The sequence below is a fragment of the Mesorhizobium sp. AR07 genome (genome assembly GCF_024746815.1).
GTDB lineage: Bacteria > Pseudomonadota > Alphaproteobacteria > Rhizobiales > Rhizobiaceae > Mesorhizobium.
Genome location: NZ_CP080525.1, coordinates 6,234,729 through 6,260,038 on the forward strand (window position 1 = coordinate 6,234,729; position 25,310 = coordinate 6,260,038).

Sequence of the window (25,310 nt, forward strand, 5' to 3'; positions counted from 1 at the left end):
GGACCTGCATCGATGACCAATTCCACGGAAGAGAAGCGGCCCTTCAACCTTTCGCGCTGGGCAATCGGCCACCCCTCGATTGCGCGCTTCCTGTTCGGCCTCATCATCATTTCCGGCGCGCTCGGCCTGATGCGCATGGGCCAGAAGGAAGACCCCGATTTCACCTTCCGGGTGATGGTCGTCCAGGCGATCTGGCCGGGCTCCTCGATCCAGGAGATGGAAGACCAGGTCGTCAACAAGATCGAACGCAAGCTGCAGGAGACGCCGCATCTCGACTTCGTGCGCTCCTTCACCCGCGCCGGCAGCGCCATCATCACGGTGCAGATCAAGGGCGACACCAACGCCGCCGAAGTGACGGACGCCTTCTATCAGGTGCGCAAGAAGGTCGGCGATATATCAGGCGATCTGCCGCAAGGCCTGCTCGGTCCCTATTTCAACGATGAGTTCGGCGACACCTTCATCACCCTGCATTCGATCAGCGGCGACGGCTTCAGCTATCCGGAATTGAAGAAATTCGCCATCCAGGCCCGCGACATGCTGCTGACGACGCCCGGCGTCGAGAAGGCCGTGATCATCGGCGACCAGCCGGAAAAGCTCTACATTGACGTCTCGTCCAAGGCGTTGGCCGAACGCGGCCTGACGCTTCCCGATCTGCAGAACGCGATCAAGGGACAGAACAATGTCGACCCGGCCGGCTCAGTCGACACCGGCGCCAACTCGGTGCGCATTTCGGTCGAGGGCGATGTCAGCAAGGTCGAGGATATCCGTAATCTGCGCCTGCGCGCCGGTGGCCAGGTCACCCGGCTGGGCGACATTGCCACCGTGACGTCGGGGCTGGAAGATCCGTTCCAGCGCAAATACCGCTTCAACGGTCACGACAGCGTGCAGCTTGGCGTCGTCATGGCCAAGGGCTTCAAGGTCACCGATGTCGGCAAGGATGTCGAGGCGACCTACAAGCGCTTCGAAGAGACGCTGCCCTATGGCGTTTCGGTCGACCAGATTTCCGATCAGCCGGGCGTCGTCACGGATGCGGTCGCCGAATTCATGCATGCGCTTGGCGAAGCGCTGCTGATCGTGCTCGTCGTCTCGTTCCTGTCGATCGGCTGGCGTTCCGGCCTGGTCATCGCCATCGCCATTCCGCTGGTTCTGGCCGCCACTTTTGCCATCATGTACGAACTCGGCATCGACCTGCAGCGCATCTCGCTCGGCGCGCTGATCATAGCGCTCGGCCTGCTCGTCGACGACGCGATGATCGTCGTCGAAATGATGGAGCGCAAGCTGGAGGAAGGGTTGGTCAAGATCGAGGCGGCGAGTTTCGCCTATTCCTCGACCGCCTTCCCGATGCTAACCGGCACGCTGATCACCACCGCCGGCTTCATCCCCGTCGGCTTTGCCGCCTCGACGGCCGGCGAATATGTCCGCACTCTGTTCTATGTCGTCGGCATCGCGCTGATCGTTTCCTGGTTCGTCGCGGTCTATTTCACGCCATGGCTCGGCAACATGATCCTGAAGCAGCGCAAGCATGCCGGCAGCCATCACGATGTCTTCGACACCCGTTTCTACCGACGGCTGCGCTCGACCGTGGGCTGGGCCGTGCGCCATCGCATCATCGTGCTTGTCATGACGCTGGTGACCTTCGGCACCAGCCTGTGGGCGTTCCAGTTCATCCCGCAGAACTTCTTCCCGCAATCGTCGCGGCCGGAAATCCTCGTCGATCTCTGGCTGCCGGAAGGCACCAGCATCAAAGAAGTCGAGGCGCAGGCCAAGGCGCTTGAAACCAAGATGATGGACGACAAGGACAAGCGTTTCATCGCCACCTATATCGGCGAAGGCGCGCCGCGCTTCTTCCTGCCGCTCGATCAGCAATTGCGCAATCCGAACTTCGCCCAGCTTCTGGTGATGGCCAATGATGAGCCGGCCCGCGAACGGCTGATCGTCAAGCTCCGCACCGTCCTGGCCGAGGACTTCCCGTCGGTCCGCGCCAAGGTCGACCGCCTGTTCCTCGGCCCGCCCACCGGCTGGCCGGTGCAGATGCGCGTCATGGGTCCGGATCGCCAGGAGGTGCGCCGCATCGCCGACCAGGTGAAGGCGAAGTTCCGCGAAGACCCGCTGCTTGGCGCCGTGCATGACGATTGGCTGGAGCCGGTGCCGGCGATGAAGCTGGTCATCGACCAGGATCGCGCCCGGGCGCTTGGCGTCACATCGCAGCGCATCCGCCAGATGCTGCAGGCGACGATGTCCGGCGCGCCGCTCGACGACTTCCGCGACGGTGAGGAGACGGTCTCCATCGTTGCCCGCGAGCCGGATGCCAGCCGCAGCCTGCTGTCCTCGGTCGACTCCGTCTATATCCCGACCGATTTCGGCGGCTTCGTGCCGCTGTCACAGGTGGCCAAGGTGGTGCCGGTGCTGGAGCAAGGCATCGAATGGCGGCGTGACCGCCTGCCGACCATCAGCGTGCGGGCGACGCTGCCCGACGGTGTGCAGTCGAACGACGTCGTCACCAAGATGTACAAGGACATGCAGGGCCTGCGCGACGGGCTGGCGCCCGGCTACAAGATCGAGATCCAGGGTGGTGCGGAAGACTCTGCCGAAAGCCAGGCGTCGATCGCCGCCAAGGCGCCGATCATGCTGGCCATCATCGTCGTGCTGTTGATGATCCAGCTGCAGAATTTCGGCAAGGCGATGCTGGTGCTGGCGACCGGCCCGCTCGGCATCATCGGTGCTGCCGCCGCCCTGCTGATCAGCGGCGCACCGTTCGGCTTCGTCGCCATCCTCGGCGTCATCGCGCTGCTCGGCATCATCATGCGCAACTCGATCATCCTGGTCGACCAGATCGATCAGGACATCGCCAAGGGCATGGAGCGCTCGGAGGCGATCATCGGCTCGGCTGTCCGCCGCTTCCGGCCGATCGTGCTGACGGCGATGACGGCGGTGCTGGCGCTGATCCCGATTTCGCGTGCCGTGTTCTGGGGGCCGCTTGCTTACGCCATGATGGGCGGCATTCTCGTTGCCACGGTGCTGACCATCCTGGTCCTGCCGGCTGGCTACGCCCTGTTCTTCGGCCGGGAGCCCAAGAAGCGCGGGGCCGATGCTGCCGAAGCATCCGTGACGGACCAGCCGGAAAGGCCCCAACTGGCGCTGGCCGCCGAATAGGTGTTGTCGGCTGGGGCCGGTCTGCCCAGGCTATCGCATATGGATTCTTGCGAAGAAGGACCCCCACCCTAACCAACCGGGGCGAGCCACGGGTCTCGCCCGTCCTTCGGACCCCCACAAGGGGGAGGGAAGCTGCCGCGCTCTTCCCCTTTGGCGTAAAACGTCGGCAATATGTCGAGATCAGCACCTACGGAAGTTTCCCTCCCCCTTGTGGGTGTTTGGACCGGAGACATCGCGAACAGGTGTGCGAGGACATCGCGAACAGTTTTGCATGCTATCGAGCCATGGCATTGAGGTCGATGGTTTCTATTTTCTGGTGCCTGAACCAGGCGTCGAAGAGGCCGTCTGTTGCGGTCGGACGGAAGGCAACGGATTTTCCGGCGAAGGCTTTGCAGAGGCGCATTTTGCGGCCGAGAATAGAGACGAAGCCATGCTGCTGAACGCGGCGGATGAGATCGTCCTTGGCGTATTCGAACGGCTCGACAATTTCGCGATACTGGCGCTGCGAGGCCCGGTAGCGGTCGAGCGGCACGGCGCCGTCCAGCGCGTCGTGGGGACGCTGGGCGTTGTAGACATGGCGCCACTGGTCGAAGGCGTGCTGAGCCTTGGCGAGATCGGCGAAGGGTGGTCCCTGCAGCGCCTCGGCCTTGAGCGTTCGGTGGAAGCGCTCGTCCTTGCCGAGTGTCTGCGGGTGGCAAGGCCTGGAGTGGCTGACGGCGACGCTGGCCTCGATCAACCAGACGGTGAGCAGCGTGAAGTTGTTGCGGCCGCCATCGCCCCAGGGCGGGCCATTGTCGGTGGCGATGCGCCACGGCAGGCCATAGCGACGGAAGGCCTCGATCAGGCGCGTTTGCACGGTTTGGGTGGTCTGATCGGAGCAGGCCGACAGCACGATCGAGAAGCGCGAATGGTCGTCGAGCACGGTGAGCGGATGCAGCCGGCCGGTGCGCAGGGCGACATGGCCCTTGAAGTCCATCTGCCACAGATCGTTGGGGGCTTCGTGCTCGAAGCGGATGAAAGGCTGCGCCCCGCCGCCCTGCAATCCGAGCTCGATCCCGTTGCGGCGCAGGATGCCGGTCACCGTCGAGGGCGAAGGGGTGCCGATACCCTCGCGAGCGAGCACACGCGCGATCTTGCGCCCACCCCAGGCCGGATGCGCCGCACGCACCCAAAGGGCTGCCGCTTCGACCTCAGGGGCGCTGCGCCGTGGGCTCAAATGGGGCTGCCGCGAACGCTCCAAAAGCCCCGCATCGCCTTGCGCTCGATAGCGAGCGATCAGCTTGTGGGCCAACGTCCGGCCGATTCCGAAGCGCCGACACAACGCGCTCACATTCGCACCCGCCGCGCTCGCCAACCTGACGAATTCCAATTTCTGTTTCATCGCGCTGTTGTCCCCGAATGGCATCCCGAACCCCCTCGCGCAAAACGCGCAAAACTGTTCGCGATGTCTTCGCACACCTGTTCGCGATGTCTCCGGTCCAAACAGTGGGGAGGGGTTAGGGGTGGGGGTATTTGTAGGGCGAAACCTCGGTTTTCCGCCTGCGATCTGCCGCCGGTCGCACTCACCCGGCGCCGCGCATTACCGGTATTCGGCGTCAAAAAGCGCGAAGCGGGATTGCGCCTTAAATCGCCTTGTTGTACGAACGTTCAACAAGGCGATTTAACGAGTACCTGCCGTGGTACGGACCGAGTTCCCCTTTGCCGTCGAAACCGTCGATCCGCTCTGGATCACGCTGGCCGACGGCACACGCATCGCCGCCACTCTGTGGCGCCCGCGCACCGACGTGAAGGTGCCGGTCGTCGTCGAAATGGTGCCCTATCGGCGCCGCGATGGCACCGTTGCGCGCGACATCGATATCCACCCCTGGCTTGCCGGCCACGGCATCGCTTGCGCCCGCATCGATATCAGGGGCTCGGGCGATTCAGACGGCGATCTTGCCGACGAATATCTGCCGCGCGAGCAAGAGGACGCCTGCGAGATCATCGCCCATCTGGCAGCACTGCCCTGGTGCAACGGCAATGTCGGCATGACCGGCATTTCCTGGGGCGGCTTCAACGCGCTGCAGGTGGCGGCACGCCGGCCGCCGGCCTTGAAGGCCATCATCGCCAACTGCGCCACCGACGATCGCTACGCCGACGACATCCACTATATGGGCGGCGCGCTGCTGACCGAGCAGGAGATGTGGTCGAATTTCATGCTGGTGAAGAAGGCGATGGCGCCCGATCCGCAGATCGTCGGCGACGCCTGGCGCGCCATGGGACCAGCCGTCTGGCGGCGACCAGCTCGCTGTCGGAAACCTGGCTGGCGCATCAGCGCCGCGACGACTACTGGCGGCAGGGTTCGGTTTGCGAAGACCGCGCCGCGATCGAATGCGCGGTCATGGCCGTCTGCGGCTGGGAAGACAGCTACTCCAACTTCGTGCCGCGCCTGCTCGAGCACCTGCCGGGACCGAAGCTTGGCATTGTTGGTCCGTGGTCGCATGCCTATCCCTGCCGCGGCGCGCCGGGGCCGCTGATCGGCTATTTGCAGGAAGCGCTGCGCTGGTGGCGCCATTGGCTGTGTGGCGAAGACACCGGCATCATGGATGAGCCGCTCTACCGAGTCTGGATCACCGGCGAGGAGCGGCCTCAACCTTTCTATCTCCCCGATCATGCCGGCAACTGGGCCGCCGAGGATGTGTGGCCGTCGCCGCGCGTCGAGCGCCGTGCCTTGCACCTGAACGCCGCCGGGCTGGGCAGTCAGGCAGTGCCCGGCGCCACGCTTGCCGTACGCTCGCCGGCCACCGCCGGCCGCGATTGCGGCCGCTGGGGCGGCTATGGCGGCTCTTGCCCTGATATGGCCATCGACCAGCGCCGCGAGGACGGTCAGGCCTTGTGCTTCGACACGCCACCTCTTGACGGCGACCTGACATTGCTCGGCGCGCCGGAACTCGATCTGCTCGTCAGCGTCGACCAGCCGCATGTCAATTTCGCCGCCCGACTCTGCGATATCTATCCCGACGGCACCTCGGCGCTGATGACTTATGGCGTGCTCAATCTCAGCCACCGCGACAGCCACGAGCATCCGACGCCGTGCCCAGTGGGCACTCAATTTCGCGTGCGGCTGAAGCTCAACGATTTCGCCCGCACTGTGCCCAAGGGCCATCGCATCCGGCTGGCGCTGGCCAACCAGCACTGGCCGATCCTGTGGCCGCAACCGAAATTGTCGACGCTGTCGGTGGCGAGCGGCGACAGCACGGTGATGCTTCCGGTGCGCCCGCCGTCGCCGCGCGACCGTGACGTCCGCTTCGAGCCGGCCGAAACCGCGCCGCCGGTTCCCACCACCACGCTGGATGACGGCTTCGACCGCCGCATCGTCACCGATGATGTCGGCACGGGCATACAGACCATCGCGCTGTCTTCCGACCATGGATGCAGGCGCTACGACGATCGCGCAATCACCGTGTCCTCGGCCAACAGCGATACGATGAGCATTCGCGCCGACGATCCGCTGTCGGCCAAGCTCGTCACGGAATACCGCTGGGCCGTCGCCAGCGGCGATGCCGGCACCGAAGCGATGGCGGTGACCGAACTGACATCAGATGAGACCCATTTCAACTTGAGTTGGCGCCTTGAGGCGCGAGAACGAGGCAAGCTCGTCCACAGCGCCTCGGCAACGCGGCGCATCAGGCGCGATTTCGCCTGACAGGAGCGGAGAGGGGACCATGCTTGCATATGCAGTGAAGCGCATCGGTCTCGGCCTCCTGATCCTAATGCTCGTCATGATCGCCATGTACGCGGCCGTCTTCCTGGTTCCGGGCGATCCGGCAACCGTGGCGCTTGGTCCGCGCGCCACGCCGGAACTGAAGCGGCTGCTGATCGAGCGCATGGGCCTAGACCAGCCTGTCTGGTGGCAGATCGTCGAATTCTTCCGCAACGCGCTGACCGGCAATCTCGGCTACGACGTCTGGTCGAATCGGCCGGTCTCCACTCTGGTCCTGGAGGCGCTGCCGAACACGCTGATCCTCGGGCTGACCGCGCTTGGCGTCGCGCTTCTCATCGGCGTTCCGCTCGCCTGCCTGTCGGTGATGCGGCGCGGCACGCTCGCCGATGCCGTCATCGGCGTACTCTCGGTCGGCGTCATCGCCGTGCCGTCTTTCGTCGTCGCCATCTATTCGCTGCTGCTCTTTGCCGTGACGCTGCGCTGGCTGCCGGCCATCGGCGCCGGCGAGGCCGGCGATTTCATCAGCCAAGCCAAGGCGCTGATCATGCCGGCCGCGGCCATCGCGCTCGGCTGGATCGGCTATATCGCTCGCATGGTGCGTGCCTCGATGATGGAGGTGATGGGCGAGCCGCACATCCGCACCGCGCGCTCCTTCGGCCTGCCGGAGTGGAAGATCGTCTCCAAATACGCGCTGCGCATCGCCATCATCCCGACCATCTCGCTGGTCGCCGTCAGCCTCGGCAGCATCCTGTCCAGCGCCGTCTTCGTCGAGGCGGTGTTCGCGCGGCCCGGCATCGGCAAGCTGATCACCGATGCCGTCAACACCCGCAACTATCCGGTCGTCATGGGCACCGTGCTGATCATGACCGCCATCTACGTCTCCATCACCATCGCCGCCGATCTGTTGATCGCGCGGCTCGACCCGAGGGTGCGCGATGTCTTCCGTGGCTGACGCCTCTCTGTCCCTTCCGGACCGACAACGGTTTCCGCTACTGCGCGCACTGCTGGCCGATCCGTTCACCTGCGTCGCGCTGATCCTTGTCACCGGCTTCCTCATCACCGCCGTCTTCGCGCCGTGGCTGGCACCCTATTCGCCGCTCAAGATCGATGTGCTGCACAAATTGCAGCCGCCATCGGTCGAACACTGGTTCGGCACCGATCATCTCGGCCGCGATCTGCTGTCGCGCGTCATCTATGGCGCGCGCACGGCGCTGACCATCGCCATCGTGTCGGTGGCGATCGCCGGCGCGATCGGCCTGTTGCTCGGGTTGATCGCCGGCTACGGGCCGCGCTGGCTCGACGCCATTCTGGTGCTGAGCTTCGACAGCCTGAATTCGCTGCCGATGATCATGTTCGCGCTCGCCATCATCACCGTGCTCGGCGCGGGCACTGGCACGCTGATCATCGTCATCGCCGCGACCTCGTTCCCGAGCTATGCCAGACTGATTAGGGCGCAGACGCTGGCGCTGAAGAACAGCGACTATATCCTCGCCGAGCGCCTGCTCGATGCCGGTGCGGCGCGCATCATCTTCATCCACCTCCTGCCCAATGTCGTCGGCCCGCTGATCATCCTTTTGTCGATGGACATTCCGGTCGTCATCATGGTCGAGGCGGGCTTGAGCTTCCTCGGTCTCGGCGTGCGGCCGCCGACGCCGTCCTGGGGCTCGATCCTCTATGACGGCTACACCAGCATCCGTTCCGCACCCTTCATGGTCATCTTCGGCGGCCTGCCGCTGGTGCTCGCCACCCTCGGCTTCACCTTCCTCGGCGAAGGCCTGCGCGACTATCTCGACCCGCGCCTGCAATTGCGGAGGCCGGCATGAGCGGTTCGCTCGCCGCTAGCGACCTCAGCGTCCGCTACGAGACGCCGCATGGCAGCGTGCACGCTCTGCGCCATGTCGACATCGAGGCACATCCCGGCGAGGTCATCGGCATTGTCGGCGAAAGCGGCTGCGGCAAGTCCACGCTGGTCACTGCTCTGGCAAACCTGCTGCCGGCCAACGCCCGCGTCGACGGGTCGATCAGTTACAACGGCGTCGACCTGGCCAAGCTCGACGCGCACCGCCAGCGCCTGTTGCGCGGCGACGAAATCGCGCTGGTCAGCCAGGATCCGATGACCGCCTTCAACCCGGTGCTGACCATCGGCGACCAGCTCGTCGACTTCCAGCATCACCGCAAGGATCTCGGCCGCGCGCAGAAACGGGCGCGCATCGCCGCCATGCTCGGCCGCGTCGGCATCGCGGACGCCGAGCGGCGGATGGACAACTATCCGCATGAACTGTCCGGCGGCATGCGCCAGCGGGTGGCGATTGCCGCCGCCCTGCTGACCGATCCCGGCCTTCTTATCGCCGACGAGCCGACGACGGCGCTCGATGTCACCATGGAGGCGCAGATCATCCATCTGCTGCGTGAACTCAGGCGCGAATACAACGGCATCATCATCGTCGTCTCGCACCATCTCGGCGTCATCGCCGAGCTCTGCGACCGCGTCTATGTCATGTATGCCGGCGAGGTGGTCGAGGGCGGCGAGGTCGACGCGATCTTCCACGACGCCAGGCATCCCTATACGCAAGCGCTGCTCGCCTGCGACCCGGCCCGCTTTCACGAAAGGCTGGACAGGCTGCCGACCATTCCCGGTTCGCTGCCCAACCTGACCCAGCCGCCGTCCGGATGCGTCTACGCGCCGCGCTGCGACCGCACCTTCGCGCCATGCGGCTCAGTCGCGCCGCCATTGGTGAAACTGCCCGCCTCGCATATGGCGCGCTGCCATGCGGTGACGCCATGAGCCCACTGCTCGCCATCGACGACCTGTCGGTGACCTTCTCACGCAAGGGCCTGCTTAGCCGGCTTATCAACCCGTTCCCGCTGCCGAGCTTCAACGTCATCGATGGCGTGACGCTGTCGCTGATGCCGGGCGAGACGCTTGGCCTGGTCGGCGAATCCGGTTCCGGCAAGACCACGCTTGCCCGCACTATCCTTGGCCTGGTGCGCGCGGCGGCCGGCCGCATCGTCTTCGAGGGCAGGGATGTGCGGACGCCGGCCGATTTCCGCGCCATGCGCCGACGCTCGGCAATGATGTTCCAGGACCCGGTGGCCTCGCTCAGCCCGCGCCTGCGCATCGGCACGCTGCTGACAGAACCGCAGATCATCCAGGGGCTGCCGATGCCGGATCGCCGCGCCGCGGCAAAAGCGCTGCTGGCGCTGGTCGGACTGCCGGCCTCCTTCGTCGACCGCTTCCCGCACGAACTGTCGGGCGGGCAGGCGCGCCGGGTTGGTGTTGCGCGGGCGCTGGCGATGAAGCCGCATCTGCTGCTCGCCGACGAGCCGACCGCCGGCCTCGATGTGTCGGTGCAGGGCGACGTGCTCAATCTGATCGGCGAATTGAAACGCGAACTCGGCTTCGCCGCCATGATCGTCACCCACAATCTGGCAATGATCCGCCATGTCAGCGATCGGCTCGCCATCATGTATCTCGGCCGGCTGGTCGAGACCGGACCGACGCAGGAGGTGTTTTCGGCGCCGATGCATCCCTACACCGCGACGCTGATCCAGTCCGAGCCGATACCCGACCCGCGCCGGCGCAGCCAGAACCCTGCCGTCAGCGGCGAGATTCCAAGTGTGTTCCGCCGCCCATCGGGCTGCGAGTTCCACACACGCTGCCCGATCGCGCGCGATCGTTGCAAGACCGATGCACCGACCTACCGACCGATGGGCACTGATCGGATGGTGCGCTGCCATTTCCCGCTGGTATCCGGCGGGCAAGAACGGGAAGCCTTCTCACGCGCTTCCGCAAACCAAAGGGGAAACTGACATGACGCAATGGAACATGGACAGACGTGCATTCCTGAAAGCGGCCGGCGTGCTGGGCGCCGGCCTCGCGATGAAACCGGGTTTCGCCTGGTCGGCCGTCGGCGACACGTTGCGCATCCGCATGGAAGGTGATCTTCAGACCCTCGATCCTGCCTTCATGAACGGCGGCATCGAGGATGTCATCATGCGCGGCATCTATGTCACGCTGAACCATTTCGGCGACATCCAGAAAGGGTCGCCGTGGGCGCCCTGGGGCGCCGAAAAGCTCGAACAGAAAGACCCGAAAACCATCGCCTTCACCTTGATCGATGGGCTGAAATGGTCTGGCGGTTTTGGCGCGGTCACCGCCGACGACGTAAAATTCTCGTTCGAGCGCATCGCCGACAAGGCTCTGTCGTCGCCCTGGGCCTATCAGTTCGAGAAGCTCGACCGTGTCGAGGTCGTTGATGGCAGATCCGGCATCATCCACCTGAAAGAACCCTACCAGCCGATCTTCGTCACCAGCCTACCTTACTATGGCGGCCACATCATCAGCCGCGCCGGCACCGAAAAAGCCGGCGGCAAATTCACCACCGAACCGCCGGCGACATGCGGTCCCTATCTCTTTACCGACTGGAAGCAGAAGCAGAAGGTGACGCTGACCGCCAATCCAGACTGGCCGGGACCGAAGCCGGATTTCGGCAAGGTCGAGATCTATGTCGTCGCCGACGATCAGGCAGCGCAACTGGCCTATGAGGCCGACGCCTTTGACTACACCAAGATCGCCATTTCGGCGACCAAGGCGGTCAAGGCCAAGCCGCCCGCCGACACAACCCTGATAGAGGCGCAGTCGACCCGTTACGTCTGGCTGACCATCAACATGCTGAGCCCGCGCCTCAAGGACCTCAAGGTCCGCCAGGCCGTGCAGTATGGCGTCGATGTCGGGCAGATCCTGACCGGCGTCTATGACGATCTCACCAAGCGTTCCACGGGCGTCGTCCAGCCGGGGACCAAATTCGCGCGCGCCAGCAATCTGATCGCCGCACCTGATTATGAGAAGTCCGCTGCGCTGCTCACCGAGGCCGGCGTCAGCGACCTGTCGCTGACCTTGACGGTGATGAACGATTCCATCCGCAGCGCGACCGCCCAGATCATCCAGGCCAGCCTCGAACAGGCCGGTATCAAGGTCGACATCCAGCCCTATGACGAGGCGGCGTTCTGGGGCGTCGGCGACAAGACGCAAGGCGACGGCTACAAGAACATCGATCTGGCGCTGATGGATTTCGCCGGCGGCATCGACCCTTCCGAAAATCTGGTCTGGTTCCGCCCCGACCAGATCGGCGCCTACAACTGGTCCGGCTTCGACAGCCCCGAGTTCGAGACCAGCTATCAGCAATTGGTGGCGGAAAGCGACGAGGCCAAGCGCATCGCATTGTCTAACCGCATGGAGGACCTGATGGAGCAATCCGGCGGTTTCGTCTTCATCTGCCACCAGCCGCTGGTCGTCATCCACAAGGCTGGTTTCGAGCCGGTCATCTATCCCGACGGCCATCCCAATCCGGTCTTGTTCAAGAAGAAGGCGTGACCACTTCCGTGGACAGGAGACATGTGATCATTTAGCTGGGCTCGATGACGGACAGAGAACCAGCACCTGAAAAACGCAAGCGCGGCGCCAAGAAATCGCCGCCGCGCTTCAGCCGTGAACAGGCGGATGTACGCCGTTCGATGCTGATCGAGGCGGCGACGCGATGCCTGTCGGTCGGCGGCATCGGTGCCTTCACCATCGATCGCATCTGCAAGGAGGCCGGCGTCTCGCGCGGCCTCATCAACCATCACTTCGAAGGCCTCGATGGCTTGCTGGTCGAGGTCTACAAATCCTCGCTCTATGCCAGCGTCAACAACCAGATCGCCGAGGCCAAGCGGCGCCGCGCGGAGACGTCCGATTGGTCGCCGCAGGCAGCACTCGCTGCCTTGGTGCACTCCAATTTTTCGCCCGATTATTTCAGCCGCGACAATCTGCTGATCTGGCTGTCGCTGTGGGGCGAGATCGCCGTCAACCCGCGCCTCAAGGCGGCGCACCGCGAACTCTATGACGCCTATCGGGCGGAACTCGCCGAGGACATCGCCGCGGTCGCCGTGCCGCGTGGCAGGCAAGTCGATGCCCCGACGCTGGCGCGCAATTTCATCGCTTTGGTCGACGGGCTCTGGCTCGAATGGTGCCTCGACGAAAGCGTGGTGACGCCGCAGGCCGCCGAAGCCGCCGGCTTCGAGATGCTTGAGGCGCAAGTCGGGCCGTTGCGAGAAAGCTAGTTCAGCGGCGAACCGCCCTCGCGCTTGCGGCGTTCCATGTAATCGCGCAGCGCTTCGTCGATGCCGGGATCGATCGGCGGTTGTTCGTATTCGGCGACCATGCGCTTCCACACGACATTGGCGCGCTCGCGCGCCGTCACCTGGCCGCGCTCCATCCAGGTGTCGTAATTATCCCAGTTGGAGACCAGCGGCGAATAGAAGGCCCGCTCGTAGCGCTGCATGGTGTGCGCCGCGCCGAAGAAGTGCCCGGCCGGGCCGACCTCGCGCACCGCCTCCAGCGCCAGCGTGTCGATGTCGACCACCGGCGGGTCGAAATAGGCGCACATCATCTGCAGCATTTCGGCATCGATGACCAGTTTCTCGAATGATGCGGTCAGCCCGCCGCCGAGCCATCCGGCGGCATGCAGCACCAGATTGGCGCCGCCCATCAGGCAACCCCACAACGACATGGCGCTCTCATAGGCCGCCTGCGCGTCGACCGAATTGGCGGCGGTGACATTGCTGGAGCGGAACGGCACCCCGATCAACCGGCACAGCTGGCCGGTGATCTGCGCGGCCTGCGTATATTCGGGCGTGCCGAAGGCCGGCGCCCCGGTCTTCATGTCGACATTGGAGGTGAAGCCGCCATACATCACCGGCACCCCGGGTCGCACGATCTGGGTCAGCACGATGCCGGCCAGCGCCTCGGCATGCTGCTGCGACAGCGCGCCGGCAAGCGTCACCGGGCTCATTGCGCCGGCCAGCGTGAAGGGCGTGATGACATTGACCTGGCCATGCTCGGCCAGCGCGATCAACCCTTCGGCCATCGGTTCGTCGAGCTGCAGCGGCGAGTTGGTGTTGATGATGCCTGTGAAGACCGGCATCTCCTGCACCAGCTTCTCGCGCGTCGTGCCCAGCGAAATCGCCACCATCTCCAGCGCGTCGACGGCGCGCCCGCGGCCGAGCGCCTGCGGCTGCCAGTTCTTGTCGAGCAAAGTGATCTCGGCATAGTAGAGGTCGAGATGGCGCGTGTTCTGGTGCAGGTCGAGCGGCTCGAACGGCCCGCCGCCTTCCTGATGCAGCACGTTGAACGACTGGATCAGTTTCAAATAGTCGCACATCTCGGCATAGGTGCCGGGACGGCGTCCGCGATCATTGTCCATGACATAGGCCGGCCCGCCGACCGACGACAGGATGCAGTGCCGCCCGCCGACCTTGACGTTCTTAGCCGGATTGCGAGCCCGCAATTCGAACGACGATGGCGCCATGGCGACGCGCTCCATGACCATGGCGCGGTCGAAGCGCACCCGCATCTCGCCTTCGTCAACGTCACAGCCCGCGGCGCGATAGAATTGCCGCGCCTGCGGCTGCAGCACGCGCATGCCGATCTCCTCGAGGATGGTCAGGCCCATCTCGTGGATCGTCCGCACCTGGTCGGCCGACAGGATTTCGATCGGCGCATAGGGCCGCGTCAGCTGCTGCCACGGCCGCTGTTCTATGCCGCCGATCTCGCGCTGCGGGCGGCCGGGTCTGCGACGTGCGGTGATGCGCTCCATGGCTTTCTAGAACTCCTTTTTGACGCAATTCCCTAGGGAAAGCGCTACGCGGTTTTCCCGGGAAAACCGCTTCACACTTTTCCTGGAATTGCTCTATTCGGCCGCCGTCCGCATGTCGAAATCCGCCACTTGATCGACAATCGGCGTGTCGCGGCGGTAGGGCTGCCAGCGGATTTTTGCGCCGATCTCCTGAGCAAGCTTGTGGCCGCTATGCACCGCATGGGCGATGGCTCCCGGCGCCAGCGTGTCGCCGATACGATCGACGCCGCGGATGCCGGCGGCCGCAAGCTCGCTCGCCCGCTCCGTCAGCGTCTCGAACAGCTCGCCCCGCGGTAATCTCAGCCCGACGATCAGCACCGAGCGGCAGGCCACGCGGGTTTCCTCGCCGGTGAACAGATGCGCGAGCGTCGCCGTCTCGCCGTCGAAGGATTTGAGCAGATGCAGCGTCGTTACCGGCACCTTGCGCCGCGCCAGCGCGCGATGCACCAGCGGCAGCTCGTTGGTCATGATCGTCCAGGCGGACGCCTGGCCCGCCGGGGTCACATAGCTGACCGGGATGCCGTGCGCGGCCAGATGCTCGGTGAGAACGCCGCCCATATAGTAGTTGTCGAAATCGAAGACGAGGGTCGGTCCTTGCGGAAGCCGGCCACCGGCGATGTCGTCTGGAGTGAAGACATTGGGATGGTCGAGCCGCCCGACCGGAATCTCCAGCGAGGAATAGAGCATATCAGTCCAGCGCGCGCCGGTCGCCAGCACGACGCGATCCGGCGCCAGGTCGATGATCTCGTCAGCGCCCAAAACACTCTCGGGATAGAGCGTGACGTTGCTCATCTCGTTGAGGCGCCCGAGGCGGTAGTCGACGACGCGGTTCCAGGCCGAGAGGCCGGGCAACGTCTTCTCGAAGGTCAGCCGCCCGCCGAAGGTCCGGCTGCTGTCGGCGAGCGTCACTTCATGGCCGCGACGGCCAAGCGTCAGCGCGCATTCCAGCCCGGCCGGTCCGCCGCCGACGACCAGGATCCGCTCCGGATTGTCGGTGCGCTCGACACGTTCGGGGTGCCAGCCGCGCCGCCATTCCTCGCCGGCGGTCGGGTTCTGGGTGCAACGCACCGGCACGCCATCATGCCAGCTCGAAATGCAGATGTTGCAGCCGATGCATTCGCGGATTTCAGCCTCGCGGCCCTCGCGGATCTTGTTCGGCAGGAAGGGGTCGGCGATCGAAGGCCGCGCGCCGCCGATGAAGTCCAGCACGCCCTGCCGGATCTGCGAGACCATGGTGTCGGGCGAGGTGAAGCGCCCGACACCGACCACTGGCTTTCTCGTCAGCGATTTGACGAAATCGATCACCGGCTCGTGGCTGCCTTCGCCGCTGAAGCGCGACGCCGAGCAGTCGGTCGGACTGGAATCCATCTTGACGTCGAACAGGTCCGGCAGGTCCGCGAGCAGCTCGACCAGTTCGTGCGCCTCGGAGGGCTGATTGCGGCCGGGCCGGCCGCGCAGTTCCTCGAGACTGACCCGCAGGGCGACGCCGCAATCCTTGCCGACGGCATCCTTGGTGACCTCGATCATCTCGCGCACGAAGCGCACCCGGTTTTCGATCGGCCCGCCATAACAGTCGGAGCGATGGTTGTATTCGGGCAGCAGGAACTCGTAGCCGAGATAACCCATGCCGGCATAGACGTAGACGATGTCGAAGCCGGCCGTGCGCGCCTTGCGCGCCGCTTCGGTCTGGCATCTTAGGACGTCGCGTATATCGGCCTTGTCCATGGTCTTTGGCCGCAAATTGCCCATGAAGCCGACATGGGTGGCCATCCACGGAATTCCCGACGGCGACAGCGGCGGCAGGCGGCTTGTCCGGTTCATCACCGATGCGCCGCCATGCCACAATTCCACGCCGGCAAGCGCGCCATGGCGATGCACCGCCTCCGTCATCAGCGCATGCGCGCGGATATCGTTGTCGTCCCACATCGTGGCGAAAGGCAGCGGCGTGTCGTCCGAGCTGGGGTCGATCGAACAGGCCCCGGTGCAGATCACCCCCCAGCCGCCCTCGGCCTTGGCTTCGCGAAAGGCTGCGCGCACCCTGGGCAATGCGTTGGTCATGCCGCTTGCGTGCGGCACTTGATAGAAGCGGTTCGGCGCGGTGACCGGCCCGATCCGCATCGGCTCGAACAGGATTTCGTAGCGAGGATTGCAGGTCATCGGAGCTTCATGAATATGCTTGTTGAACGATCGTACAACAAGCATATTCGCACGTCGGCCCCTGCGCAATGGGCAGGGAGGCAAACAACAAAAAATCCATCCCGGCTTTCGCAGGGATGGATCTGAGGTCAATGAGAGGATACGGACTGGGCGCCCTTAAGCGCCCAGTCAACGGCGGACGTCAGATGACGAAATACCAGTTGGCGAGCAGCATCACCGCCACGCCGGCAACCAGCGTCAGGTAGGGCAGCATTCCCGCCTTCCTGACCGCCAGATCGGACGAACTCATGCCGAGGTCGGCCAGCATATGGTCTGGGAACTTGCCACCGTCCTGGATGTAGTGGCGATAGCAGAACACCGGGATGATCAGCGCGGCGGTGATCAGTCCGGCCCACAGCGCCATCGGGTTCCACACCTTGGCGCCGGCGCCCATGAAGATGGCGTTGACATAGGCGAAGATGGCGCCGACGCCGAGCAGCCAGCTCGGCGCCTTCCACGGCCGCGCGATATGGCCGTTGTCGATGCGATGGATCCAGCCGGCGTTGAGGTTGAGGAAGTTGAAGATGATGTAGCCGCAGTTCGACACGGCGAGGATGAAGAAGAAGCTCGTCGCGTCGGCCGAAGCGATGGCCAGCACGATCAGGTTGAAACAGAGGTCGGTCCACATGGCCCGCGTCGGCGCGCCATGCTCGTTCACATGGCTGAGGTAGCGCGGCAGCCAGCCATCGACGGAACCCTGATAGAGCGTGCGCGAAGAACCCGCCATCGCCGTCATGATGCACAACACCAGCGCCAGGATCATCAGCATCACCAGCAGGCTGTGGATCAGGGCTCCACCACCAACCATGCCGGCCAGCGCGTCGGCGACACCGGAGCCGTCGACGATCGGCGTCGCCAGCATGCCGTTCAAGCCGAGTACGCCCTGGAAGGTGAACGGCACCAGGATGAACAGCAGCATGCAAAGCAGGCCGGAATAGAAGATGGCCTTGAACGTGTCGGTGCCGGGGTTCTTGAATTCGGATGTGTAGCAGACGGCAGTCTCGAAACCGTAGGTCGACCATGCCGCGATGAACATGCCGCCAAGCACGAGCGTCCAGCCGGCAATGTTCCACGAGCCGGGCTCCGGCGCGTAGGCGGCGGCCAGCGGCACCAGCGGTGAAAAATTCGCCCAGTTGATCTGGCCGGTGACGATCGGCACGACACCGACGATCAGCATTGGGATGATGACCAGCAGGCCGATATATTTCTGCACATTGGCGGTGCCCAGGATGCCGCGATGCTGGATGGAGAAGATGATCAGCATCAGCACCGCGCCGATGAAGAAGGTTGCGTTGAGCGTGAAGGAGACCGGACCCAACGTGTGGCTGAACAGCGTCCAGTTGCGGATCGCCGGCGTGGCGGCCGCGGTCACTGCCGTGACGGCGTCGGCGGCACTCGTGCCGGCGTGCGCCGCGATATAGGCGACGACATCGGGCGAGGCATCGGTGAACAGCGGCATCGGCGCCAGCGCGTTGAGGATATAGGCGGCAGCGATCGAGCAGCCGAGCGACAGCACCGGCGACCAAGCGAACCAGTTGCACCACACCGACAGCGGCGCGATGAATTTGGAGTAACGCAGCCAGGCGGTGGCGCCGTAGATTGAGGCGCCGCCCGACTTGTTCGGGAACAGGCCGGCGATCTCGGCATAGGTGAAGGATTGCAGGAAGCCCATGATCATGGAGAAGATCCAGATCGCGAAGGCCAGCGTGCCGGTCGTGCCGGCAATGCCGCCGATCGAAAACAGGACGAGGGCCGGGACGCCGCTTGCCACCCAGAAGGCGCCGCGCCAGTCGATGTTCCGGTGCAGCTTGCTTTCGGCAGGCTGCTCCAGTGCAGTGCTTATCGTGCTCATGTGTTTGGCTTTCCCATTTTGATGTTCCCCGTCGGCGACGCCTCGACTGCGCGAGACTTCATCGCCGGCATGAATTGAACGACCATGGTGTTTCCACTCAGTCGTATTTTTTTCTTAACAGTGAAGATTGATCCGGCGCACTTGCACGTCAAGCGTTTTGTGAAGCCGTGCACATCACGCTTGTGAGCGCGCGGGTTCACGCGCCCAGCGACACAGTCGACCGGCCTGTCAGTATGTTGGGAAAACGGTTGTCAGGAGCGCGGCTTGGTCTTCTGCGGATCGTAATGGGCAAAGGCGACGACGCGCGCAGGCAGCCGCTTGGCATGGCCGTCGAGCTTGCCTATCTCGACCTCGGTGCCGACAGCCGAATGCGTGACGTCGAGCCGCGCCAGCGCGATGGTCTTGTTCAGCACCGGCGAGCGCATGCCTGAGGTGACCACGCCGATCTGGGCGCGGCCGACATGCACGCAATCGCCATGGCCGACAGCGACGTTGGCGTCGATGTCGAGGCCGACCAGTTTTGTCTGCGGGTTTTCCTTGCGCCGGATCAGCGCCTCGCGGCCGATGAAATCGTCGGTCTTGGTTTTCAGCGGTACGGTGAAGCCAATGCCGGCCTCGAACGGATCGGTCTGGTCCGAGAATTCGTAAGCTGCGAAGATCAGCCCGGCCTCGATGCGCACCATGTCGAGCGCTTGCAGCCCCATCGGCTTCAGCCCGTGCGGCTGGCCGGCCTCCCAGATCGCGTCGAACACTTTTTCGGCGTCGCGTGGATGGCACCAGATCTCGTAGCCCAACTCGCCGGTATAGCCGGTGCGCGAGATGACGACCGGAATACCGTTGCCGCCGCCGATGCGAGCAACAGCGAAGCGGAACCACTCGAGCTCGTCCATCGACGGCTGCAATGGCGAGGTCCAGATGACTTCCCTAAGGATGTCGCGGCTCTTCGGCCCCTGCACGGCGACATTGTGCATCTGGTCGGTGGAGGAGCGCACCAGCACGTTGAGGCCAAGTTTTGTCGCGGTCTCACGCAGCCATTCGCCGGACAGATCGTCGCCGCCAACCCAGCGGAAATTGTCCTTGCCGAGCCGCAGCAGCGTGCCGTCATCGATCATGCCGCCATGCTCGTAGCACATCGCGGAATAGACGACCTGACCGACGCCAAGCTTCTTGACGTCGCGGGTCAGCGTGTATTGCAGCAGCGCTTCCGAGTCCGGGCCGGTGACCTCGAACTTGCGCAGCGGCGACAGGTCCATGATCACCGCGTCCTGCCGGCAGGCCCAGTATTCGGCGATCGGCCCGTCCTTGGCGAAGGAATTGGCCAGCCAATAGCCCCGATACTCGACGAAGTTGCGGGTGTGCTTGGCAAAGCTCGAATGAAATGAAGTCTCGCGGGTCATTTTCGGTTCCGAATCAGGCGTCATGCGTCTTGCGATCGCTCGCGAGAATTTGTGCTGGCCGAAATAGGTCCGCACATGGATGTCGGTCAGGTTCCAGCCATTGGCCGGTGTCGTGTCGTCGGGGCAGGCTGAGGACACGCAGACGATGTCGGTCAGCGCCCGCAACAGCACATAGTCGCCGGCGCGCGACCATGGTTCGTCGGACACCATGACGCCGTGCGCGTCGATCGCGGTGTTGAAGAAGAAGTTGATCGCCATCCAGCCGGCGCGCGGATTGACGCCCTTGTCGGCCAGAGCGCGGTTGAAATTCTCCGAGCAGTTGGTGTGGCCGGGATAGCCGATGTCGTCGTAATACTTCGCGGCGCAAGCGAGCGCGAACGCATCGTGCCGGCCACAGGTGTCCTGCACCACCTCCACCAGCGGCTCCATGTCCTGGTCATAATATTTCGAATGCAGGCCGGGCATCGGATAACTCGCACCCATCAGCGTGCGCGTCGTCGTCACGTCGAGCGGATGGTCGCGGCCCTTGTCCAGCTTGCGCGCTGAAAAGCACTGGAAGTCGGTGCATTGGCGCCCGTCGACATCGATGATCTGCAGATAGTCGCCAGCCCTAACGAAATAGGATTCCGCCGTCGCCGAATGGACGCGCAGGTCGAGCACCGGGTCGGCGAGCGGATCGGCCAATTGCGATTTCGCCGCCGGGCGGATGGTGGCGCGCCGGACGATGACACTGAGCGGCGTCGCCGTGTCGTGGCCATCGACCAGCATCGGCCCGCCGGGGGCGGCGATGACCATCGCGCCGTCGCGTGCAACGGTGAAAGCCTGTTCGGTACCTGCGGGCGTGGTGCCACCGAACGCGCGCACGGCCTTCGCCTGATCAAGCTGCACCTGCCGGCGCTCAAGGCCACGGCGCAGGGTTGCGAGACTATCGTCGCCCGCGGCCAGCAGCGCCTTGATGCCGGCTGCATTGCTGTTGGTAGTTTCACCGAAAATGCCAGGGTCTGTCGCGCCGCTCCTGTCCCATGCCAGCAACTCGCAGGCCTGGCCGCCCTCGACATTGCGCACGGTAAGGGTGTCGCCGGCCTCGACCTCGATGAACACCGCGCCGTTGCCCTGGATCGTATAGCGCTCCATACCGGGCGGCAGCGCGATCTGGCCGGGCCTCAGGATAAGGCTCGGCCTCGGCGGTCCAGCGGCAATTGCAGGGTAGGGCGACGGGCTCATCTCAGCCTTGCGTTTCGAGAAACAAGTTTGCCTGTGTGTGAAATTATTTTAGCAGCAAGAATAGGCAGCAGGGTTGGATTTGGCAAGGCGAAGGTGGTGTGGCGGGCGCAGTCACTTGGGGTCGGAGTTCGCCGCTTAAACCTATCTGCCGAGCGTCGGCGCTGCCCCTCACCTGCCTGCCGGCATCCTCTCCCCGTAAACGGGGCGAGGGGTGCTCTCATCGACCGTTTCGCCAATCACGGGCGTTGCAAAAAGGGGGCCGGGGTTGCGGCCAGCCCCTTCTCCCCGTCGCTATACGGGGAGAAGATGCCGGCAGGCAGATGAGGGGCAGCGCCGAGATCCGGAATTGGCCGCCCTCAGCAAAAACTGGAAGCCATCATTCCTCCGAATGCGTGATCGTCACCCCATATTCCGCAGCCGCGTCAAGCATCGTGTGCCACAGGCTTTCGGCGAAGGTCGCGAACACCAGAAGGTTGAAAACTGCCTGCCCATCCGGCCGGTCGCCACCGCGCCAGAGCGCGATGCTGGTGTGGTCCATCGAGGTCGCGGCAGCCGCTCCAACCGGGAATGCCGCCGGATGCAGGTCGATCGACGACAGCTTGGCCAGCATGGCGCGTGCCTTGGCGCCCGAGATGCTGATCAGGGCGCGGGCGTGCGACTGGTCCGACAGCGAGGCGGGGCCGGACAATGCCGGCGCCAGCGTGCCCATCGTATGCCTGCCGCCCTTCGACAGGACGAAGACCTGATCCGGCCCGGACCAGATCAGCGTGGCGTCCTGAGATTGCACCGCCTTGGGCGCATCCGGGGCAGGAATGCCGAAACGGGTCTCGGTCGCCCTTGCCAGCTCTGTCGCTTTGCCGCGCCGCGCCATCACCTGGATCAGGTCGAAATTGCGGACTTCCGTCAGCGACACGCCGGCCTCGACGCCGCGCGCACCATGCGCGCCGGTGACAAGTGCATGCTCCAGCGGACTGCGAGTAACCCAGGAAAACTCAGCCACGCTGGCGCCCTCCATCCGGATCGTAGAAGACGGGATTGCACAGCTCGACATCATAGTCCTCGCCGCGCAGCGGGTCGTGCGCATGGACGATCTCGCCGATGCGTTCGCGGCCACGTTCGACAAGGCCGAGCCCGATCCACTGATCTGATGTCGGCGAGAAGCAGACCGAGGTGACATAGCCCTGGTCGTTGCCCGGTCCGGGTGCCTGGCCCTTCGGGATGATGTGCGCGCCGGAGCGCAAGCGGCGTGCCTTGTCGACTGGCTTGATGCCGACCACCACCTGGCGGTCCGGAGCAACCAGCGCCTCGCGGCCGGCCATGACGCGGCCGATAAAATCCTTCTTGGTCGACATCATCTTGCCGAGACCAAGATCGGCCGCGGTGGTCGTGCCGCTCAATTCCGGTCCGGCGATGTGGCCCTTTTCGACGCGCATGACACCGAGCGCCTCGGTGCCGTAGGGCGTGACGCCGAATAGCGCGCCGGCCAGCATCAGATTGCGTGCCATGGCGTCGCCGAAGCGTGCCGGCACCGAAATCTCGAATGCCATTTCGCCGGAGAAGGAGATGCGGAACAGCCGCGCCTTGATGCCGCCGCGAAGCGCGACTTCGCGCGCGCCCATGAACGGAAAGCCTTCGTTGGACAGGTCCTCGGCCGGATCGACAATCTCCCTGAGCAAGTCCCGCGTCTTCGGCCCGGCGATCGAGAATTGCGCCCACTGGTCGGAGACCGAGGTCAACTGCACATCGAGTTCGGGAAACAGCACCTGCCTGCAGAATTCGAGATGCTGCATAACAAGTCCGGCCTTGGCCGTCGTGGTCGTCAGGAAATAGTGATCCTCGGCCAGCCGCGACGTGGTGCCGTCGTCATAGACGATGCCATCCTCGCGCAGCATCAGCCCATAGCGGGCCTTGCCGACGGCGAGGTTAGAGAAGGTGTTGATGTAGACGCGGTCGAGGAAGGCACCGGCATCCGGGCCGTGCACGTCGATCTTGCCGAGCGTCGAGACATCGCAGAAGCCGACGCCGCCGCGCACCGCCTTGACCTCACGGGTGACCGATTCCAGCCAGTCCTTCTCGCCGGTGCGCGGATACCATTGCGCGCGCTTCCACAGGCCGGTGTCGACGAAGACAGCACCCTGTTCCGCCGCCCAATGATGCGACGGCGTCAGCCGCGTCGCGTGGAACGTCTCGTCGCGGTGATGACCGGCAAAGGCGCCGATCGCGACCGGCACATAGGGTGGGCGGTAGATCGTGGTGCCGGTCTCGGGAATGGATCGGCCGCTGACCGCGGCCATGATGGCGAGGCCGGCGACATTCGAGGTTTTGCCCTGGTCGGTGGCCATGCCGAGCGTCGTGTAACGCTTCAGATGCTCGACCGATTCAAAGCCTTCGCGTTGCGCCAGCTCGATGTCAGAGGCGGTGACGTCATGTTGGTAATCGACAAATGCTTTTCCCTTTCCGGCGACGTGCCAGAGCGGTGTGAGCGAGAAGGCTTCGCTATCGGCGACAGGCGCCGTGCCTGCCTTGCCGCTGCGCCCGGCATCAAGCGCGGCTGCCCCGCCCGCGGCAAACCCTTCGGCCAGGCAGGCGCCAAGCCCGAAGGCGCCGTTGGCAGCACCGGCGGCGACCATGCCGGGCGGGGCGCCGTCAGGCACGAAGGCGGCGATATCGTCACGCCATTTCGGCCGGCCACGATGGTAGGAGGTCAGCCCGACAGCCGGGTTCCAGCCGCCGGAAACGGCAAGCCCGCCGGCCTCGACTTCGGCGCGCGCGCCACCGGTCAGCGACACCGCTATTTTCCGCACACCGTCCTTGCCGCCATCGACGCCGCTGACGGAACCGTGCAGCACGGGGAAACCGCCCTTCGAGGCGAGGGAACGATGGGCAGGCGACACGTCAGGCCGCGCGTCGATGACCGCCGCGATCTGCAGTCCCGCGCCAAGCGCCGTCTCGACCGTGCGCCAGCCATCCTCATTGTTGGTGAACAGCGCGATGCGTTTTGCCGGTGTGGCCGCATAGCGCGCGACATAGGTCCGCATGGCGGACGCCATCATCACGCCGGGCGTGTCGTTGCCGGCAAAGACGATCGGCCGTTCGATGGCGCCGGCCGCGACCACGCAGCGTTTGGCCACGATCCGCCACAGCCGCTGGCGCACCTGATGCTCGGGCGGCGAGAGCAGGTGGTCGTTGACCCGCTCGATCGCGCCATAGGTGCCGCCGTCATAGACGCCGAACAGCGTCGTTCGGGTCATGATGCGGACGTCTGGCAGCGAACTGAGTTCGGCCAGAGTCCGTGAAAGCCATTCGGCTGCCGGCATTCCATCGATGATGCCGCCATCCGACAGCAGGCGGCCGCCGAGCGAAAAGTCCTCCTCGCACAGGATGACGCGGGCGCCGCTGCGGCCGGCAGCCAATGCGGCGGCCAAGCCGGTCGCACCGGAGCCGGCGATCAGCACATCGCAATGCGCCCACGCCTTGTCGTAGTGGTCGGGATCGGCAACGCCCGCCGCGCGGCCCAGACCGGCGGCGCGGCGGATCGCCGGTTCGTAGATGGCTTCCCAGAATTTGGCCGGCCACATGAAGGTCTTGTAGTAGAAGCCGGCGACGAAGATCGGCGCGAACAGCTGGTTGACCGACATCACATCGTGGCGCAGCGACGGCCAGCGGTTCTGGCTGGCGGCATCGAGCCCTTCATAAAGCTCTGCCGTCGTCGCCTTGGTGTTCGGCTCGCGTCGCGCGCCGGTGCGCAATTCGACCAGCGCGTTGGGCTCTTCCGAGCCGGCGGTCAGGATGCCGCGCGGGCGATGGTATTTGAACGAGCGACCGACCAGCTTGACGCCATTGGCGATCAGCGCCGACGCCAGCGTGTCGCCCTGGAAGCCGGAGAAAGTCTTGCCGTCGAAGCGGAAGGTCAGCGGCTTCGAGCGGTCAATCAGGCCGCCGGATGTGAGGCGATGGGATTGGCTGGAGGTCACGATTGCCGGCCCTCATGCAAGAGCGTCGCGCTGCCCTTTACCCTCCCCCTTGCGGGGAGGGTCGCTGCGAAGCAGCGGGGTGGGGGTGCGGCGCCGACCCCCACCCGGACCTGCGGTCCGACCTCCCCACAAGGGGGA

At 64.7% G+C, this 25,310-nt stretch carries 14 protein-coding genes and 1 pseudogene; 8 read left to right on the forward strand and 7 right to left on the reverse strand.

Annotated features, from left to right (window positions below):
* Positions 1–12 precede the first annotated feature (12 nt).
* Positions 13–3,153, forward strand: a complete 3,141-nt coding sequence (locus BPNPMPFG_RS30725) for an efflux RND transporter permease subunit (RefSeq protein WP_258592302.1) — start codon at positions 13–15, stop codon at positions 3,151–3,153.
* A gap of 274 nt (positions 3,154–3,427) precedes the next feature.
* Here BPNPMPFG_RS30725 and BPNPMPFG_RS30730 read toward each other — a convergent pair whose 3' ends face one another.
* On the reverse strand, positions 3,428–4,558 hold the full coding sequence (locus BPNPMPFG_RS30730; RefSeq protein ID WP_413776790.1) for an IS481 family transposase: 1,131 nt from the start codon (positions 4,556–4,558) through the stop codon (positions 3,428–3,430).
* Between the two features lie 385 nt (positions 4,559–4,943).
* Between BPNPMPFG_RS30730 and BPNPMPFG_RS30735 the strand changes: the two are divergent.
* From BPNPMPFG_RS30735 to BPNPMPFG_RS30765, 7 genes and pseudogenes are all read left to right on the forward strand, one after another.
* Positions 4,944–6,838, forward strand: a pseudogene (locus BPNPMPFG_RS30735) (CocE/NonD family hydrolase).
* A 19-nt stretch (positions 6,839–6,857) separates the two neighbouring features.
* Entirely contained in the window at positions 6,858–7,808 is a 951-nt protein-coding gene (locus BPNPMPFG_RS30740) for an ABC transporter permease (RefSeq protein WP_258592303.1), read from the forward strand.
* Positions 7,792–8,679 (forward strand): ABC transporter permease, encoded by an 888-nt coding sequence (locus tag BPNPMPFG_RS30745; protein ID WP_258592304.1) that lies wholly within the window; start codon positions 7,792–7,794, stop codon positions 8,677–8,679. The genes BPNPMPFG_RS30740 and BPNPMPFG_RS30745 overlap by 17 nt, the downstream gene beginning before the upstream one ends.
* Entirely contained in the window at positions 8,676–9,641 is a 966-nt protein-coding gene (locus BPNPMPFG_RS30750) for an ABC transporter ATP-binding protein (RefSeq protein WP_258592305.1), read from the forward strand. Before BPNPMPFG_RS30745 ends, BPNPMPFG_RS30750 begins: the two co-directional genes overlap by 4 nt.
* Positions 9,638–10,666: an oligopeptide/dipeptide ABC transporter ATP-binding protein gene (locus tag BPNPMPFG_RS30755; protein WP_258592306.1), complete on the forward strand. Its 1,029-nt coding sequence runs from the start codon at positions 9,638–9,640 to the stop codon at positions 10,664–10,666. Before BPNPMPFG_RS30750 ends, BPNPMPFG_RS30755 begins: the two co-directional genes overlap by 4 nt.
* 1 nt (position 10,667) lies before the next feature.
* Positions 10,668–12,230, forward strand: coding sequence for an ABC transporter substrate-binding protein (locus BPNPMPFG_RS30760; RefSeq protein ID WP_258592307.1), 1,563 nt, complete (start codon positions 10,668–10,670; stop codon positions 12,228–12,230).
* A gap of 44 nt (positions 12,231–12,274) precedes the next feature.
* Complete coding sequence (locus BPNPMPFG_RS30765; protein ID WP_258592308.1) at positions 12,275–12,955, forward strand: TetR/AcrR family transcriptional regulator; 681 nt, start codon at positions 12,275–12,277, stop codon at positions 12,953–12,955.
* Here BPNPMPFG_RS30765 and BPNPMPFG_RS30770 read toward each other — a convergent pair.
* From BPNPMPFG_RS30770 to BPNPMPFG_RS30795, 6 genes are all read right to left on the reverse strand, one after another.
* Positions 12,952–14,490: a trimethylamine methyltransferase family protein gene (locus BPNPMPFG_RS30770; protein ID WP_258592309.1), complete on the reverse strand. Its 1,539-nt coding sequence runs from the start codon at positions 14,488–14,490 to the stop codon at positions 12,952–12,954. The genes BPNPMPFG_RS30765 and BPNPMPFG_RS30770 overlap by 4 nt on opposite strands.
* Before the next feature lie 93 nt (positions 14,491–14,583).
* Entirely contained in the window at positions 14,584–16,686 is a 2,103-nt protein-coding gene (locus tag BPNPMPFG_RS30775) for an oxidoreductase (protein WP_258592310.1), read from the reverse strand.
* A gap of 181 nt (positions 16,687–16,867) precedes the next feature.
* Positions 16,868–18,577 carry a trimethylamine N-oxide permease gene (locus BPNPMPFG_RS30780; RefSeq protein WP_258592311.1) on the reverse strand — a complete coding sequence of 570 codons (1,710 nt, stop codon included), beginning with the start codon at positions 18,575–18,577 and terminating at the stop codon, positions 16,868–16,870.
* Positions 18,578–18,828: 251 nt separating this feature from the next.
* Positions 18,829–21,198: a trimethylamine N-oxide demethylase gene (locus BPNPMPFG_RS30785; RefSeq protein WP_258592312.1), complete on the reverse strand. Its 2,370-nt coding sequence runs from the start codon at positions 21,196–21,198 to the stop codon at positions 18,829–18,831.
* Between the two features lie 376 nt (positions 21,199–21,574).
* Positions 21,575–22,198 (reverse strand): sarcosine oxidase subunit gamma, encoded by a 624-nt coding sequence (locus BPNPMPFG_RS30790; RefSeq protein WP_258592313.1) that lies wholly within the window; start codon positions 22,196–22,198, stop codon positions 21,575–21,577.
* Positions 22,191–25,172: a sarcosine oxidase subunit alpha gene (locus BPNPMPFG_RS30795; RefSeq protein WP_258592314.1), complete on the reverse strand. Its 2,982-nt coding sequence runs from the start codon at positions 25,170–25,172 to the stop codon at positions 22,191–22,193. Before BPNPMPFG_RS30795 ends, BPNPMPFG_RS30790 begins: the two co-directional genes overlap by 8 nt.
* Positions 25,173–25,310 lie beyond the last annotated feature (138 nt).

Coding starts and splice junctions, on each gene's coding strand:
- BPNPMPFG_RS30765 (WP_258592308.1), top strand. CDS start 12,275: ATGACGGACAGAGAACCAGCACCTGAAAAACGCAAGCGCGGCGCCAAG.
- BPNPMPFG_RS30740 (WP_258592303.1), top strand. CDS start 6,858: ATGCTTGCATATGCAGTGAAGCGCATCGGTCTCGGCCTCCTGATCCTA.
- BPNPMPFG_RS30730 (WP_413776790.1), bottom strand. CDS start 4,558: ATGCCATTCGGGGACAACAGCGCGATGAAACAGAAATTGGAATTCGTC.
- BPNPMPFG_RS30725 (WP_258592302.1), top strand. CDS start 13: ATGACCAATTCCACGGAAGAGAAGCGGCCCTTCAACCTTTCGCGCTGG.
- BPNPMPFG_RS30750 (WP_258592305.1), top strand. CDS start 8,676: ATGAGCGGTTCGCTCGCCGCTAGCGACCTCAGCGTCCGCTACGAGACG.
- BPNPMPFG_RS30775 (WP_258592310.1), bottom strand. CDS start 16,686: ATGACCTGCAATCCTCGCTACGAAATCCTGTTCGAGCCGATGCGGATC.
- BPNPMPFG_RS30755 (WP_258592306.1), top strand. CDS start 9,638: ATGAGCCCACTGCTCGCCATCGACGACCTGTCGGTGACCTTCTCACGC.
- BPNPMPFG_RS30780 (WP_258592311.1), bottom strand. CDS start 18,577: ATGAGCACGATAAGCACTGCACTGGAGCAGCCTGCCGAAAGCAAGCTG.
- BPNPMPFG_RS30760 (WP_258592307.1), top strand. CDS start 10,668: ATGACGCAATGGAACATGGACAGACGTGCATTCCTGAAAGCGGCCGGC.
- BPNPMPFG_RS30745 (WP_258592304.1), top strand. CDS start 7,792: ATGTCTTCCGTGGCTGACGCCTCTCTGTCCCTTCCGGACCGACAACGG.
- BPNPMPFG_RS30785 (WP_258592312.1), bottom strand. CDS start 21,198: ATGAGCCCGTCGCCCTACCCTGCAATTGCCGCTGGACCGCCGAGGCCG.
- BPNPMPFG_RS30770 (WP_258592309.1), bottom strand. CDS start 14,490: ATGGAGCGCATCACCGCACGTCGCAGACCCGGCCGCCCGCAGCGCGAG.